Genomic DNA, 15,843 nt, shown 5'->3' on the forward strand with positions numbered 1-15,843 from the left:
CTACAGCTTTCACCGTAGGCCACCATATTACATCGCTAATACAGATTGGATGTTATTGTGGATTGTTTGAGCGTCAGCATTTTCAGCAAAGATCATATCAAAGTTTTGCTTAAGGCTAGCTTTGTTAGCTGCTGGAGCATCTACTAGTGCAAGGTATGCATTTAGGCTTTCACCTTCACCACGAGCAATATCACTTGAAAGTGCGATCATGTTGTTTTCTACAAATGATACAGCTGCAACACGTGCAGTTTTCGCATCTTCACAACCAAGAGTACCTGTTGACATTGCAAATGTCTGGTTACCAAAGATACCGTTTGTCGTTGCTGCTAATACGTTAAGAGCAAGTCCTGACTTACCTTCGAAAATTACCGAACCAAGACCACAACCAGCTGGCCCGTGAGCTGCCATTGCAGAAGAAGTAACAACTGTAAAAAGAGCTGCGCATAATAGTTTTTTCATCAATAAACTCCTTAATATTGAGATGTTTGTAAAACAATACAAAGAGTTTAACTCAACTAAGAAAAATGTAAATTAAAAATCCCTCGTTTTTAATAGAGTAAAGGACTCCATCTTTTAAGAAATCTTTAATTTACAGAATCGTCCTTTGTAGAGCGTTAAGCGGGTCTTTAAAGTTACCTTGATTGTAAACTTCCTTAATCTCTCGGAAGATATTTAATAAGTTCTTTTTGCCGCCAGTACTCGTACATAACTTTAAAATGTAGTTATTTGCTAGGATAAATGCGCATGAGTGGGCCGTCAGTTTATTTGTACTTAATTTATGAGGAAAGCCATCTCCTTTAGGTCTTTCATGGTGTTGGGCCACGACAAAGTCTGCCTCTGGATAGCCTGTGAAGTATTGTGCAATCTCGGCCGCCTTAAGAGGGTGGACGCGATAATTTTCCTGCTCACTTTCTTTGAACATTTTAAGCTGTGGATCTTCTAGCGACTGAATCGAAGCAAGGTCTTCATTATCAAGCATTGAATCATACAGAAGTGAAGCAAGTCCAAGTTTCTTTTTAGAAGTTTCAGAGGCCCAACCTAGTGCCTGAAGAATAAAGTGAGATAAGTAAAGAGTCATAATCGATTGTGTTGCAACATCAAATGGCCCTTTTGGAAATAATGAAAGAACATTACGATACTTCTTATTCTCAAGAATAATGTCGCGACTGCAAAGAATAACTTCATCACATAATTTGATGACGTTCTCAGATACACCAACTGTTTTTACATATTGATGAATAAGAAGAACCGCCTTAATTTGGTTCTCAATAACTTCTGAGTCTTGTAGCTTCTTTCTACTTTCAAATGTTTTTAGAAGGTTCTCGATTCCTTCTTCTAGAAATTTTAAATAATCGTTCTTCTTTAAATAGAGAACCTTGATATTCTTTCTTGCATAAGAGTGGATCGTTGAATGAGAGTACTTCTTATTTGCTGAAATAATCTTTGTATACTTTGTTTGTGTTAGCTCTAAGTAGACATCATAGGCGATAGTATCAAATAAGTAGAAGCCACGAATTTTCATTGGTAGTAAATCTTCGTCTTCGAATTCTTCGATGCTTGAGCCGAAGTCTTCACTTTTTACCCAAGCGAGGGCCTTATTTACTGCGGCCATAAAATCTTCTTCTTCAATAGGGCGCATAAGGGCAGAGCTTGATTCACTTCGTGCATACAGAGCATCTGGAATTCTCTGCTTAATCATGGCCTCCATACCAATAAAGATAAATGGCCTTTGACCAGTAATGGAAAGTATTTTTCCTGCTAGTTGAGAAGGGTCTTCGTTTTTAAGAGAAACTTCTATAATGATCATGGCAAATGGACCTTCAAAACTTAATAGGTCAATTGCATCATCACCACTAATTGCGCAATGAAGTTGGATATTTGGAAAACAATTAGAAAATGAATCCCTAATATATCCCCATTCATCCTTCTCATCACAAATATATAATGCTTTCAAAAACGTACTCCTTTAATCAACTAAATAATCAATTCTTTTAAATATATCCTCTACATCGGTAAGTTATTGAAATAATAAAATTTAGTTAGTAAAAAAAATAAACAAACAATTGGTAATTATACAAGAATTCGACTTTTTAAGATGGATAAATTTGTTTAAACTATTTTAAAGGGGTTAGCATGACAGAAAAGACAGTCGCTCTTGTAAAAGAGATGATAAAATTTGGCTTAATTAAAATTTCTCCACAAAATCCATTTAAATACGCTTCTGGTAAAACAGGGCCTATTTATTGCGACAACCGTCTTATGTCTTCAGATCCAAAAATGTGGAAGCTTGCTATTGAATTAATGTGTGAGCAAATTGATGAAAATCAACTTTCTTATGACTTTATCACTGGTGTTGCAACTGCTGGAATATCTCACGCAGCAGCATTAGCATATCATCGTGGTGAGCCAATGAATTACGTTCGCTCAAAGCCGAAGGCCCATGGCACTGGTAAAGTAGTGGAAGGAAAAGTTGGCGAAAATAGTAAACTACTTTTAGTGGAAGACCTCGTTAATCAAGGCTCAAGTATTGAAAAAGTCATTAAGCTTATTCGCGAGCAGGGCCATGTGGTAGACTCTGTGCTGTGTTTGGTTGACTACCAAACCCCTAATGCCAAAAGAGTTGCCAAAGAGCTAGGAATTGATATTTTTTCTTTAATAAATCTGAATCAATTAGCCGATATTTGTTTGTCGCAAAAATTGATCGAAGAAAGAGGCCACGCCCTTCTTATGAAATGGCAGCAAGACCCAGATAATTGGGAAAATTAATGCAACGCTGTGCATTTTAGACGCAAGACGTGTCGACAGATTTAGCAAAAAAAGATATGTATCTACTTAATTTAATTCGTATTTTTTAACGTATTTAAGTTATATCCAACTTAAATTTTGGAGGAATAAAATGGCCGATAGTGCAAAAATTGAAATCAATGGTCAAACTATTGAAGTTCCTGTGATCAAAGGAACTGAAAACGAAGTCGCTTTAGACATCTCAAAGCTAAGAGCACAAACAGGTGCAATTACTTTAGATATTGGTTTTGTTAACACAGGATCATGTACGTCAAAGATTACTTTCTTAGACGGAGAAAAGGGTATTCTAAGATACCGTGGTTACCCAATTGAACAACTTGCTGAATCTTCAAACTTTTCTGAAGTTTCATACCTTCTTTACAATGGAAAACTTCCAACTGTTAAAGAACTAGATGCGTTCAATAAAGAAATTTCTGCTAATAGCAAGCTGCCAGGTGGTGTTGAGAAAATTATCGACCAATTCCCTGGTTCTGCTCACCCAATGGGTGTTCTAGCTGCTGCGATTTCATCTCTAAGTGGTTTCTACCCAGAGTTCCTAGATCCAGAAGCAACAGAAGAAATCAAGAACAAGGCAATTGTTCAACTTATGGGACAAGTAAAAGTAATGATGGCGCAATTCTATCGCAAGACGATGGGTAAAAGCCCACTTACTTCAAATGCAAAACTTGATTACTCAGCAGATTTCTTAAATCTAATGTTTGATGGTGAAGTTGACCAAGACGTTGCTGACGCTCTTGATACTCTTCTTATCCTTCACGCAGATCACGAGCAAAACTGTTCTGCTTCAACTGTAAGAGTTGTAGGTTCTTCACACGCTAACGTATTTGCTTCAATTGCAGCTGGTGTAACAGCTCTTTGGGGACAACTACATGGTGGTGCAAACCAAGCAGTTCTTGAAATGCTTGAAGAAATTAAGAAAGATGGTGGTGATTACCAAAAATTCATCGAGAAAGCGAAAGACAAAGAAGATCCATTCCGTCTTATGGGATTTGGTCACCGTGTTTATAAGAACTTTGACCCACGTGCAAAGATCATTAAGAAAGCATGTGACACAATTCTTACTAAGCTTAAAATCGAAGATCCACTTCTTGATATCGCTAAAGGTCTTGAAGAAGTTGCTCTTAAAGATGAGTACTTCGTTAAGCGTAACCTATATCCAAACGTAGACTTCTACTCTGGTATTATCTACAAGGCACTTGGAATCCCAACTAATATGTTTACAGCAATGTTCGTATTAGGACGTCTTCCAGGTTGGCTATCTCAGTGGAAAGAGCTAAGAGAAGATGGAGCACGTATTTCACGTCCTCGCCAAGTTTATATTGGTGAAAACGAAAGAGATTACGTAGCGCCAGAAAAAAGATAGTATAATCTTTTAAAGCATATTTAATTTGGGCCCAAGGACTTCTTGGGCCCTTTTTTTTAGGAAGTAGGAATGTTTGAATACGATAAAATTTTAAAGAGTCTTTTAAATCCAAATCTTAATAAGCAACAACTTGCAAAACTTATTGGGACTCAATCAACTCAATTTACAAGTGAGCGTACTAAGCTTAAGAATAATTACTCTGATGAAGATTTAATCAGCGCTTATACATCATTTTACTTTCCTACAAACGCTCTAAAACTTGAATTCTTAGTTGAGCATTTAAGTGAGCAAATGAAGGCAGAAATATCTAAAACTCATATCTTAGATATTGGAACTGGGCCTGGAACATATGCCTTTGCGGCCAGTGAGTTATTTTCAGATGCTCTCTCATTTACGGGAGTTGATGAATCGAAGCTTATGATTGACCAGGCCAATAAGCTAAACGATGAGTACTTTCAAAACTCTAAAATTAGTTTTTCACAGACTCTTCCAAATGTTGATGATGCCCCACGAACTCTTATCTTTGGAAACTCGATTAATGAGATGGGAATGCCGGCGGCCTTTAAAATCATTAAACGTTATAATCCTAAGTTCATTATCTGTATTGAGCCAGGAACAAAGGATGTTTTTAAGGACCTGCTAGCGCTTCGAAAAAAACTTCTTCTTATTGATTATAAAATTCAATATCCTTGCATGGGACAGGGGACTTGTCCTCTTGAAGGAATCGATGACTGGTGCCACCAGTCGATCAAAACATCCCTAGACTTCGAACTTGAGTCTCTCTCACAAGTTGCTAAATTAGACCGCAAGGTCATGCCTGCAACAATTCACTTCTATGCTCTTGAGCATGTTGAAGACAAGGCCGGACAAGCTAGAATCATTCGTCTTAAAAAGAATGTTAAACATGCATTCCTTTGGGATGTTTGTGATGAAAATAATAAGTCCGTTACTCTTGAAGTTCCTAAGAAGCTTTTTAAAAAGAAAGTTGTCAAACAACTAGAAGAGATCTCTTCAGGAATTAGTGTGCGCTATACAATCGATAAGGAACTCGAAAACTCTACTGTGCGAGTTAAGAGTATTGTCGTTGAAGGGATTGAATAGGGGGGCGACACTTAGCTAGGCTACCCCACTATTTACTTTTTAACTCTTTGACTTCGTAGATAATTTTTTCTTTATCCATTTTGAAGTGTGGCATCGTTAAAACTTTAGAGAGAACATCTTTAGCTAGTTTTCTCATCTCTTTTGTTTCGAGAATGGCCATAAGTCGATTTACTTCTTCTTCAGTGTAATTGGCCTTTATACGCTTTTTGATTTCTTCTTTGATATCAACGAAGCTTGTATTGTCATCAATAATTTTTTCGAGTTTCTTATTATCTAAACTCTTTGCAGACTTTTCTATCAATTGTCTCTTAACAAAATCCGCACGCTCTTTTGAGTCGTTGATTAAGTATTGTTCTTTGATAAGAATGTCGGCGATATAATTGATCTTATTATCAAGGTTTGCCAATGCCGAATTTGATAGTAGAAAAAATGAGAGAAATAAAATCTTACGCATAGAAGTCCTGTCTTTATATTTTTAAATTTTAACATGGAATAAATTTTTAACCATAAGTGTAACCAAAGTTTTTTTGTAGATGATTCCTTAAGCTTTGTTACGCAATCACTCAATTTTATATTATCTCCACTTAGATATGTTTAGTAATATCAGTATGTTATGAATTTTTCTTCTCATCTTTTTATTTAGTCACGCCGAATAGTATTTGAGTGATTAACTAAGACAAAGGAGAGAGCGCCTTGAAGAAAATTATCATGTTACTTTTTATGCTAGCTACTATGACTAGTTGTGTATCTGAGGATGATTTAGATTCTGTTTTTGGCCACTGTCCTTCAAGTGAAGATATTTCGGGGCCAGGTTATTCTGTGGATTTAACATCTGGCCAGCGAGTCGCGCAAGAGCTATGGATGAATGGAATTATTGGTGCAACTATTTATATGGACCGAATCAGGCTCTTTATGTCTTCCGAGAATTTAACTTCAATTACAGTAAGTGTATATAGAGACCTTGAAGAAGCACACTTGCACACCCCTGATGATGGCGTCTTAGTAGGAAGTGCAACTTTAACTAGTGGGCTGGGGAGTGCTGATCCTGCAACAGAGCATGACCTTTACTTTTCTTCCCCTGTTCCTTTTCAAGTTGGGAAAACTTACTATCTTGTTGTTGATACTGCAGGAGGTGACTTTTCGATGTCTATTACTTCTCCTGGGTATTTGTCTTATACAGGAGTTAGAGTCTATAACGGTTCAAGTTGGAATACTCCATACGGTTACGATACAAATATTTCATTTGATACGTACTACTCACACTGTACAGGTATCTAAAAAAAAAGCCTCGCAATGCGAGGCTTCTTTTATATTCGAAAAATTTAATTCGATAATTACTTTTTCTTCCCAAGTGAAGCGTAAGAAGTACCAAATTTCTTTCTGAACTTGTCAATACGACCTTCAGTATCAAGAACTTTAGTTTTCCCAGTATAGAATGGGTGAGAAAGACTTGAGATATCAAGCTTTACGTATGGGTAAGTTTTCCCATCAAACTCTTCTTCTGAATCAGCTTTGATTGTTGATTTTACTACAAATTTAGTGTCTGCAGAGATGTCATGGAAAAGAACTTCTCTGTACTCTGGGTGAATACCTTTTTTCATTTTAAACCTCGTTATCTTTTGCATTGCTTGGTACAATGCTGATTTAGTATTAATTAGAGATTTGAGCAATTTCGCCCATATAGGACCATTTGTCAAGATCTAATGTAGTGCTTCCAGTACTTCCTAGTGAGCGCTACAAGAACCACAGCCTCCGCCAGACTTATCGGTAGGATCATTGAATTGCCAATGTCCATATTTTTCATTGATAAAGTCAATAGCGCTCTTTAAAGAGCTGAAATCTCGTTGGAATACTTCCATATCTTCACCGTCAACAACAGTAACTGAATAGAGGATGAGCTCTTTTATTTGCCCATCTACTTCCTGGACATCTCCAGTCATGCCAATGAATGACTTAAAGTGCTCGCTATTGAAGTGAGCAAAGTTCCAGTTCTTTAGATTTACAAGATTTTGTGTTTCCATGCTGTATTTTTAGCAGTTGGCCCTTGCCATGACAATGTATTTCTAGTAAGTTTCTAACCTACGAATTGTAATTTGTATCAATTAGAGAAAACAATTTTAAGGTTTTATATATTTTAGGAGGCAGTTATGGCAAAGGGGCCAAGAGTTATCATTACACTTGAGTGTACAGAAGCGAGAAAGAATGGACAAACTCCATCTCGTTACACAACGACTAAAAACAAAAAGACTCACCCAGAGAGACTTGAAGTTAAGAAGTACAATCCTTTCTTAAGAAAGCATACACTTCACAAAGAAATTAAGTAATTTGATCTTTCAAATTTACATATAAAAAAAGCCTCGCATTGCGAGGCTTTTTTTTGCTTATTATTCAAACTGACATTCGTATTCGGCCGTTTCCAGTGACTTCTTTGAAAAGAATTTCTTTTTAAAGACATGGGCCTTCATTGAAGAAGGGTTATCAAGATTGAAGTCAACTTCTGTTGTGTAACCACGACTAGGATCTCTGAAAGAGAGGTGTGTCTCGCCATTGTCACTTACTAAAACCTTCGCTTTCTCAAACATTCTACCGTTTTCAAGAATTGTTGGGATAATACTTAGTCCCTCATAATTCTTTTCAGTATTCCAAAAAGACACTTTATAAGTTGTATTCTTATAGTCTGAGTATTGATTCTTTATAATTCCAAAACAAGCGACTTCACCAAGGAGCATATTCTCTTCAAGAACGTACGACTTTGCTTTCACGCGATTACACTTAATTACATTTGAAATTTTGTTCTCTGGCCAGCTTGGGTCAAAGAGTGTCTCATTGGCACAGAAATTTGCAAATACAGAAGATGTTAGTGCTAGTAAAATAATTGCTTTCATATACTTATCCTTTTTCTTAAAGAGCTTTCTTTAGGTATTTAACAACTTGATTTTGTGAAGGGGCCTTTACCGCCTTACGCTTTCTATTATCGTTACGATGTCCACCAGTCATTGTGTAGAAAATAGATCCATCACAAAGAGCACCAGTCTCATTAAGTATCATCAGCTCATTAATAATTTCTTCTGTTGATACTTCAACACCTTTCTTTGCAAGCTTTGTTTGCAATTGTGCTGCTTGCTCTTGTTGAGATTCCGCACTATTAAAGAACTGAACATAACCTTTAAGCTTTTTCTGTTGTGATGTTAGGGCCAGTCCTACTATTGGAAGGGCAAAGTATGCAGGAAATGCAGGAACACCAACCATGTATAGACCTATTGCTGTTACCGCATGGTAGGCCGACGTATTCTTTCTAAGTGATTTGATTAGCTTGTTATTATTATATGCAGTGATATCTGCTTGATATTGCTCAGAGCAAGTTGATGCTGCAGCTGTTGAGCATATTGTTGCAATAATTAGTACTTTTGCGATGATTTTCTTCATCTGATCTCTCCTTCAAAATTTTTGTTTGAAGGCTTATATCAATTTTTGAGAGTAAATAAAAATAAGTTGAAAGAATTACAAAGAAGGCCCTCCAAAGGCCTACATGTGGAGGGCATAACATATCTATTTTTCAATAACTTCGTGGCAGAAGACATCTCTACTGTCGATGTGACGACACTCTGGAATTTTGCTCTTACAATGCTCTACTGCAAGAGGGCAGCGAGTATGGAAGTTACAGCCGGTCGGTGGATCAAGAGGTGAGGGAAGTTCCACATTCTTAAGTGGAGGGAATGTCTTAATCACTTCGTTTTCAACAGCATGAGCTGATTTTAAAAGTGTTTTCGTGTATGGGTGCTGAGGAGTATTAAAAATAACGTCACTCTTTCCATACTCACAAACTTTTCCAAGGTACATGACAAGAACCTTATTTGCGATATAACGAACAACTGAAAGATCATGTGAAATAAAAATATAAGTGAGGTTAAACTCCTCTTGAAGATCTTTTAAGAGATTTAGAACTTGTGCCTGAACTGAAACATCAAGTGCCGATACTGGCTCATCAAGAATTAGAACTTTTGGTTTTAAGATAAGTGCTCTGGCTATTCCAATTCTTTGGCGCTGTCCTCCACTAAACATATGAGGGTACTTGTGAGCATGAGCTCGACGAAGGCCTACCGTTTCCATTAGTTCACAGGCGCGCTCAAAAGCTTCTTTCTTCGTTACCTTTTCATTAATAAGGAGTGGGTCTGCAATAATCTCCCAGGCCTTCTTTCTTGGATTAAGTGATTCAAGAGGGTTTTGAAAAACCATTTGGATGGACTTATATAATTCTTTTGATGAAAGGGTTGAAAAATCTTTTCCACCAATTGTAATACTCCCATCCGTTAACTGTTCAAGGGCCATGAGACATTTTGCAAGAGTTGATTTACCACAACCTGATTCTCCAACAATTCCAAGTGTCGTTCTTTCTTGTAGTGTGAAGCTAAGTCCATCAATGGCCTTGACGAATTTATCTCCAACTGGATAGTGCTTCTTTAAATTATTTACTGTAATCGTATTGATCATATTTTATACCTAATTCTTAATTTAATGGGTGAATACAACGAAGAGAACGATCACCGTGGATCACAAGCTTTGGTAATGTTTCACATTGTTCTGTCGCATACTCACATCGCTTTCTAAATTGGCAACCAGTTGGGCGGTCTCCTAAGTCTGGAACCATTCCTTTAATTGAGTAAAGAGGAGCGTTGATATCATTTGTAAATGATGGAATTGATTTTAAAAGCCCTGATGTATAAGGATGGCGAGGAGAGTTGATCACGGCCATGGTAGGGCCTCTTTCAATTACTTCTCCTGCATACATTACCTGTAAATTTTGTGTGAAGTCTTTAACAACTGCAAGGTCGTGGGAGATAAAGATAACGGCCATACCAGTTTCTTTTTGAATCTCATCTAAGAGTTCGAGGATTTGTTGTTGAACAGTAACATCAAGGGCCGTCGTTGGCTCATCCGCAATTAAAAGCTTTGGGCTTGAGGCGATGGCCATGGCAATCATTACTCTTTGGGCCATTCCTCCAGAAAGCTCATGTGGGTAGGCCTTCATACGCTCTTTTGGTGCAGGAATTCCAACTTGGATGAGTAGTCTTTCAACACGATCTTTTCGTTCTTGTTTTGAAAGCTTTGGTTCGTGAATCAGTAGAACTTCTTCAATTTGATTCTCAACCGTATAGCATGGGTTTAGACTACTCATGGCATCTTGGAAAATCATACTGATGTCACCACCGCGAATTTGTTGCCATGATTTCTCGTTAAGCTTTTGCAGGTCAACTCCGTTAAAGCTTAACTCATCAGCTGTTACAATGGCGTTATCATCAAGAAGACCCATGATGGCCATATTCGTGATACTCTTTCCACAGCCTGATTCACCAACAATTCCTAGTGTCTCACTTGCTTCAACTTCAAATGAAACATTACGGACAGCATGAATGAGTCCTTTTTTGGTTTTAAATTGTATATTTAGATTTTTTACTTTTAATAAGCTCATATATTATTTCTTTATCGTTTAAGTTTAGGGTCGAGGGCGTCTCTTAGTCCGTCTCCAAAAAGATTAAGACCTAGAACAACTGCTAGAATACAAAGACCAGGTAGTGTCACAAGCCAAGGAGCACTTTGAATATAAGGCCTTGCATCACTTAGCATAATTCCCCATTCTGGGGTAGGAGCCTGGACACCAAGTCCTAGGAAGCCTAGGGCCGCAGTAGAGAGAATCCCTTCTGATAGGCCAAGTGTTACTTGAACAATTAATGTCGCCATACAATTTGGTAAAATCTCTTTGAGCATGATGCGAATAGGAGAGGCTCCAAATGTTTTCGCAGCTTGCACATACTGAAGATTTTTAATCTCCAAAACATTTGCACGAATAAGGCGTGTAAATGAAGGAATACTTACAAGAGCAACTGCAAAGACTGCATTCATAAGTCCTGGCCCAATAACTGAAACGACAATGATGGCAAGTAAGATACTTGGATAGGCCATAAGGATATCAATGAATCTCATAATGACTGCATCCGTTTTGCCACCAAAGTATCCTGCAATAAGGCCAAGCATTGTACCAACTAATGTTGAGATCAGAACAATTGAGATTCCAACAAAGAGGGAGATTTGAGCACCATAGATTAGACGGCTAAGAACATCTCGTCCTAGGTCATCTGTTCCTAAGATGAACTGGAATGACCCACCTTCTGCCCAAAATGGTGGCAGGCGCAATTGACCTGGAAAGATTTCACTTGCTCCATGTGGTGCAATTAGAGGTGCTAGAAGTGCGATAATAATAAAGCCTAGAACAAGTGCGAGACCAAAGACCGCTCCTTTATTATCGCTGAAGTGATCAATAAATTCTTTGAGAATTTGAATATTTGTTACATTTGAGTTTTGAGTGTTTTGCGCTTCCATTATTTAGAACCTGAAATTTTTGGATTAACAATTGAGTAGATAATATCCACACACATATTGATGAAAATAACCATCAGAGCAATAAAGAGAATTCCTCCTTGGATGACTGGATAGTCGCGGGCGTGAATACTTGCCACAAGCCAACGTCCAATTCCTGGCCAAGAAAAGATTGTCTCCGTTAGGATCGCCCCAGTGATGATACTCCCAAAAAGAAGGCCAATTACTGTTACAATTGGAATAAGGGCATTACGTACAGCATGCTTCCAAACAATCTTTTGATAGCTTTGCCCCTTGGCCTTGGCCGTTTGGATATAAGGTGCCTTTAATACTTCAAGAACACTTGATCTCGTCATACGAGAAATAACGGCAAGAGGAATTGTCCCCATAGCAATGGTCGGAAGTATGAGGTGTTTTAGCGCGGAGGTAAAAGGCGCAAATCCATCAAAGGAAATTACTTCTGGATTTAGTGTGTCGATTAACATCAGGCCTGTCACTCTTGGGACATCAAAGAGAACATCCATTCTTCCGGATACTGGTGTGATTTCCATATTAACTGAAAAGATAATGATAAGAATTAATCCCCACCAAAAAATTGGCATTGAATAACCAACAAGTGAGGTTCCCATCAGGAGGTAGTCCATAAAGGAGTTACGCTTTAAGGCCGCATAAACTCCGGCCGGTATTCCTATTAAGATGGCAAAGATCATGGCACAAATTCCAAGCTCCAAGGTGGCAGGAAAACGTGAGAAGAATTCATTAATAACAGTTTGTTTGGTGACAATGGAGATTCCAAAATCACCAGTGAAAATATTCTTCATATAAATGAAGTATTGCTCTAGGATTGGCCGATCTAGTCCTAAGGTTTTTTGCATGGCCGCATAGACTTTTGGATCTGCTCCACGTTCACCTAATAAAAGTAGAACTGGGTCACCGGGGACTAAGCGAACAACGATAAAGGAAAATAAGCTAATCCCAATGAGTGTTGGGATTAGCTGTAAAAAGCGTTTCTTTAAAAAATTTTTCATATTACTTTTAGTTACTCGAGTGAAACTTTATCGAAGATATCGTTTCCTAGAGGGTGAATCTTATATCCTTTCACGTTACTTCTCATTGCACGGTGTACAGTTGAGTGGAATAAAGTGATCCAAGGAACTTCTTTTTTGAATACTTCTTGGGCCTTCATATAGTGGGCCGCTCTCTCTTTCTTATCACTTAGGCGCTTGGCCGCAATAACTTCGCGGTCATAATCTTTATTACACCAGTTCGCATAATTTGATCCTGCCTTCGCACCTTCACAACTTAGAAGCATATAGAGAAAGTTATCAGGGTCTCCATTATCACCAGTCCAACCCATCTGTAGCATCGCATGTTCGCCTGCATGGGCCTTCTTTAGGTAAGTTGGCCAGTCGTAAGTAACTAGCTCTACTTTGATACCAATCTTAGCAAGGTCTTCTTGCATAAGTTCACCCATCTTCTTTCCATTTGGGTTATATGGGCGTGAAACAGGTAGTGTCCAAAGAGTTGTGCTAAAGCCATCAGGAAGTCCTGCTTTCTTTAATTCTTCTTTGGCCATCTCAATATTGAAGTCATAATCTTTGACGTCGCCATTATATCCCCAAATCGTCGGTGGCATTGGGTTCTTTGCAACTGTTGCATAACCAAGATAAATTGGCTCAATATATGTCTTGCGATTAAGTGCATAATTAATGGCACGTCTTACATGAATATTATCAAACGGCTTCTTTTGTGTATTTAGAGCAAGATAACCAACATTTAGCCCTGGGCCTGAAAGAACAGTAATGTCTTTATTGGCATCAAGTGCAGCAATATCAGTTGGTGCTGGTTGAGTAGCTAGGTGACATTCTCCGGCCACAAGTTTTTGCGTTCGAACTGAGGCATCAGGTGTGATTGAAAAAACCATACGCTTAATTTTTGGAACACCATTAAAGTATTCTTCATTTGCCACATAGCGGATCATTGTATCCTTCTGGTAAGACTTAAAGATAAATGGCCCTGTTCCAACAGGTTTACGATCCACAACTTCAGGAGTTTTGGCCGCTAACATCTTTTCACCGTATTCACGAGATAAAATACTCGTGAAGGCCATGGCAAAATTTGCAAGTAGGGGAGCTTCTGGATGGTGTAATGAAATTTGGAGTTGATGCTTATCTGTTTGCTCAATACTCTTGATGATATTACTCATTCCCATTCCATCCCAATACTCATAGATTCCTCCACTTACTTTGTGGTATGGGTGATCTTTCTTGAACATGCGATTAAATGACCAAACGATATCGCTCGCATCTAGATTACGAGTTGGCTTGAATTCTTTTGTTGTGTGAAATTTTATATCTTTACGAATATTGAAAGTATAAGTTAGCTGGTCATCAGAAATCGTCCAGCTCTCTGCAATTGAGGGGATGATATTTGTCGATCCAGTTTCAAATTTAACAAGACGATTATAAAGAGGGTAGACTGCAGCATTATGTGACGGGCCATCTGTTAAAAACTGTGGGTTAAAGCCAGAAGGAGAGCCCTCTGAACAATAAACAAAAGTTGATTTATTGGCGCCGCCTTTTCCTGAACATGAGACAACAAGTGTGGCCATCATTAATATGGCCATTAAGCTTTTAAGCATTCTTCTCTCCCTTACTTAAAATAAATTAAATTAAATTTTGTTTAATCAAAATGATACGTAGCATTTTAAGCCTCGTAAACAACGCCTGGCGACAATTTGATTAAATATAACTTCTTTTTACTAGATTATTGTGAGGAGAAAATAATAGAAGAACCCTCTACGTGGTAGTAGAGGGTTCTTTATTATAAGTGGCCTTCATCAATTCCCTAATATTGAAGAAGGCCCTTATTTTAAATAAGGGCCAATTTATTAAAACTTAGCTTTTGTATTTAATGTGTGTGTTACTGACTTTAGTTCTTGCCCAGGTACTTTTGATACTAGTGGAAAGAATGTAAGTGTAACCTTAAGCTCACGTGCCTTTTCAAATGGGCCGAGAGGAAATTTCTTAATCTTTTCAAACCCATGCTTCTTTAACTCTTCTTTGAATAGAATATTTCCATTATCAAGTAGAGACTTATTGAAAGTTAGAAGATCAATTGTTTTCTTAAAGTGAATCTTCTTCTTTTCTTTGTCGTAAACAACGATTTCTGCTCTTAGTTGCTCCATTCCTTCTGTGAAGTTAGAAAGCTCTAATTCAAATTGACCTTTGATCCCAACTTTCACATTTTCTGGATTTACTAGAATCGGTGCTTTGGCCTCATCAAGGTCGAAGAACTCTACTTTAAGTGTTGACTCATAATTGTAGTCAGAAGCTCTTGTGAAGTCTGATACCTGGAAATTAATTTGAGTCGCATCTTTATTTAAGTTTTGTACAAGAGTATCAAAGCTCTTAAGTTCATTGCTAAATTCAAGTGTGAAGTTTGCATCAGCTTTATCAATTGCACCAAGGTATTGTACTTTTACTTTGTGAGTTACATTTTCCATTTCTTTATAAGCAACTGTACGAGTCTTTGTACATGAGTATGGCTCTGAACGGTACTTTGTTACATCACGACATACATATTTTTGGTAAGGAACATTGTCACATACATTGCGTCCTGGACGAGTGTGACATCTTCTAACTGGTACATTACGACAAACACGATCTTGGTATGGAACTGAACGACAAATTTCGCGTCCTGGTTTTGTCTCGCAAACACGACGGCTATCACGTTGACGACACTCTTGTCTGCCATTTACTGTACGGCAAACTCTCTGACCTGGAACTGTACGACATTCTTGTCTTGAAGGCCCTCTTGTACATTCGCGACGATATTTTGTTTCATAACGACATTGGTAATCGTAATCTGTTTCACAAATTTGACGACTTGGTTCCCAACGACATTCTCTACGATAGTCTGTTTCGTATCCACACTCTGTGTCTTGGTATGGAATTTGGCGGTAACATGTCCCTTCGTATGGCTCTTCTTTGTACTTAGTAACTTCAACTTCTTTAGCTAGTACTTGTACATCATTATCACCACCATTGAATGAGAAGTTTAATTGATGATCGCTTGCATTCGCAGCGAGTGTGTAACATGCGAGCATAAGCCCGATTATAATTTTTGACATTTCTCCCCCTTAAAAAATAACAGTTGAGAGTTTTTATCGAGATTTAAGTGAAATTGAAAAAAATACG

At 37.9% G+C, this 15,843-nt stretch carries 18 protein-coding genes; 5 read left to right on the top strand and 13 right to left on the bottom strand.

Features of this window, described 5'->3' with window-relative positions:
* Positions 1 to 27: 27 nt before the first annotated feature.
* Positions 28 to 459, bottom strand: coding sequence for a DUF3015 family protein (locus ABMA78_RS11260; protein WP_392860110.1), 432 nt, complete (start codon positions 457 to 459; stop codon positions 28 to 30).
* Between the two features lie 130 nt (positions 460 to 589).
* Complete coding sequence (locus ABMA78_RS11265; RefSeq protein ID WP_392860111.1) at positions 590 to 1,954, bottom strand: hypothetical protein; 1,365 nt, start codon at positions 1,952 to 1,954, stop codon at positions 590 to 592.
* Between the two features lie 179 nt (positions 1,955 to 2,133).
* On the opposite strand from ABMA78_RS11265, the gene pyrE reads away from it, so the two are divergent.
* From pyrE to ABMA78_RS11280, 3 genes are all read left to right on the top strand, one after another.
* Positions 2,134 to 2,766, top strand: a complete 633-nt coding sequence (gene pyrE, locus ABMA78_RS11270; protein ID WP_392860113.1) for an orotate phosphoribosyltransferase — start codon at positions 2,134 to 2,136, stop codon at positions 2,764 to 2,766.
* 130 nt (positions 2,767 to 2,896) lie between these two features.
* Positions 2,897 to 4,168 carry a citrate synthase gene (locus tag ABMA78_RS11275; RefSeq protein WP_392860115.1) on the top strand — a complete coding sequence of 424 codons (1,272 nt, stop codon included), beginning with the start codon at positions 2,897 to 2,899 and terminating at the stop codon, positions 4,166 to 4,168.
* Positions 4,169 to 4,237: 69 nt separating this feature from the next.
* A complete protein-coding gene (locus ABMA78_RS11280; protein WP_392860117.1) occupies positions 4,238 to 5,269 on the top strand; it encodes a small ribosomal subunit Rsm22 family protein in 1,032 nt (343 codons plus the stop codon).
* 28 nt (positions 5,270 to 5,297) lie between these two features.
* On the opposite strand, the gene ABMA78_RS11285 is transcribed toward ABMA78_RS11280, so the two are convergent.
* Complete coding sequence (locus ABMA78_RS11285) at positions 5,298 to 5,723, bottom strand: hypothetical protein (RefSeq protein WP_392860119.1); 426 nt, start codon at positions 5,721 to 5,723, stop codon at positions 5,298 to 5,300.
* 239 nt (positions 5,724 to 5,962) lie between these two features.
* On the opposite strand from ABMA78_RS11285, the gene ABMA78_RS11290 reads away from it, so the two are divergent.
* Positions 5,963 to 6,547: a hypothetical protein gene (locus ABMA78_RS11290; RefSeq protein WP_392860121.1), complete on the top strand. Its 585-nt coding sequence runs from the start codon at positions 5,963 to 5,965 to the stop codon at positions 6,545 to 6,547.
* Between the two features lie 56 nt (positions 6,548 to 6,603).
* On the opposite strand, the gene ABMA78_RS11295 is transcribed toward ABMA78_RS11290, so the two are convergent.
* Entirely contained in the window at positions 6,604 to 6,870 is a 267-nt protein-coding gene (locus ABMA78_RS11295; protein ID WP_392860122.1) for a type B 50S ribosomal protein L31, read from the bottom strand.
* A 123-nt stretch (positions 6,871 to 6,993) separates the two neighbouring features.
* Positions 6,994 to 7,290, bottom strand: coding sequence for a hypothetical protein (locus tag ABMA78_RS11300; protein WP_392860124.1), 297 nt, complete (start codon positions 7,288 to 7,290; stop codon positions 6,994 to 6,996).
* A 126-nt stretch (positions 7,291 to 7,416) separates the two neighbouring features.
* Between ABMA78_RS11300 and rpmG the strand changes: the two genes are divergently transcribed.
* On the top strand, positions 7,417 to 7,593 hold the full coding sequence (gene rpmG, locus ABMA78_RS11305; protein ID WP_021268365.1) for a 50S ribosomal protein L33: 177 nt from the start codon (positions 7,417 to 7,419) through the stop codon (positions 7,591 to 7,593).
* Positions 7,594 to 7,653: 60 nt separating this feature from the next.
* Here rpmG and ABMA78_RS11310 read toward each other — a convergent pair whose 3' ends face one another.
* The 8 genes from ABMA78_RS11310 to ABMA78_RS11345 form a co-directional block, all read right to left on the bottom strand.
* On the bottom strand, positions 7,654 to 8,154 hold the full coding sequence (locus ABMA78_RS11310) for a hypothetical protein (RefSeq protein WP_392860126.1): 501 nt from the start codon (positions 8,152 to 8,154) through the stop codon (positions 7,654 to 7,656).
* Between the two features lie 16 nt (positions 8,155 to 8,170).
* Entirely contained in the window at positions 8,171 to 8,695 is a 525-nt protein-coding gene (locus tag ABMA78_RS11315; protein WP_392860127.1) for a hypothetical protein, read from the bottom strand.
* 123 nt (positions 8,696 to 8,818) lie between these two features.
* Positions 8,819 to 9,760, bottom strand: coding sequence for an ABC transporter ATP-binding protein (locus tag ABMA78_RS11320; RefSeq protein ID WP_392860129.1), 942 nt, complete (start codon positions 9,758 to 9,760; stop codon positions 8,819 to 8,821).
* 16 nt (positions 9,761 to 9,776) lie between these two features.
* Positions 9,777 to 10,739: an ABC transporter ATP-binding protein gene (locus ABMA78_RS11325; protein ID WP_392860131.1), complete on the bottom strand. Its 963-nt coding sequence runs from the start codon at positions 10,737 to 10,739 to the stop codon at positions 9,777 to 9,779.
* 11 nt (positions 10,740 to 10,750) lie between these two features.
* Positions 10,751 to 11,647 carry an ABC transporter permease gene (locus tag ABMA78_RS11330; RefSeq protein ID WP_392860132.1) on the bottom strand — a complete coding sequence of 299 codons (897 nt, stop codon included), beginning with the start codon at positions 11,645 to 11,647 and terminating at the stop codon, positions 10,751 to 10,753.
* Positions 11,647 to 12,672, bottom strand: a complete 1,026-nt coding sequence (locus ABMA78_RS11335) for an ABC transporter permease (protein WP_392860133.1) — start codon at positions 12,670 to 12,672, stop codon at positions 11,647 to 11,649. The genes ABMA78_RS11330 and ABMA78_RS11335 overlap by 1 nt, the downstream gene beginning before the upstream one ends.
* An 11-nt stretch (positions 12,673 to 12,683) precedes the next feature.
* Positions 12,684 to 14,285 (bottom strand): ABC transporter substrate-binding protein, encoded by a 1,602-nt coding sequence (locus ABMA78_RS11340; RefSeq protein WP_392860135.1) that lies wholly within the window; start codon positions 14,283 to 14,285, stop codon positions 12,684 to 12,686.
* A gap of 249 nt (positions 14,286 to 14,534) precedes the next feature.
* Entirely contained in the window at positions 14,535 to 15,776 is a 1,242-nt protein-coding gene (locus ABMA78_RS11345; protein ID WP_392860137.1) for a hypothetical protein, read from the bottom strand.
* Positions 15,777 to 15,843: the final 67 nt, after the last annotated feature.

Source organism: Halobacteriovorax sp. RZ-2 (assembly GCF_043196685.1).
GTDB lineage: Bacteria > Bdellovibrionota > Bacteriovoracia > Bacteriovoracales > Bacteriovoracaceae > Halobacteriovorax_A.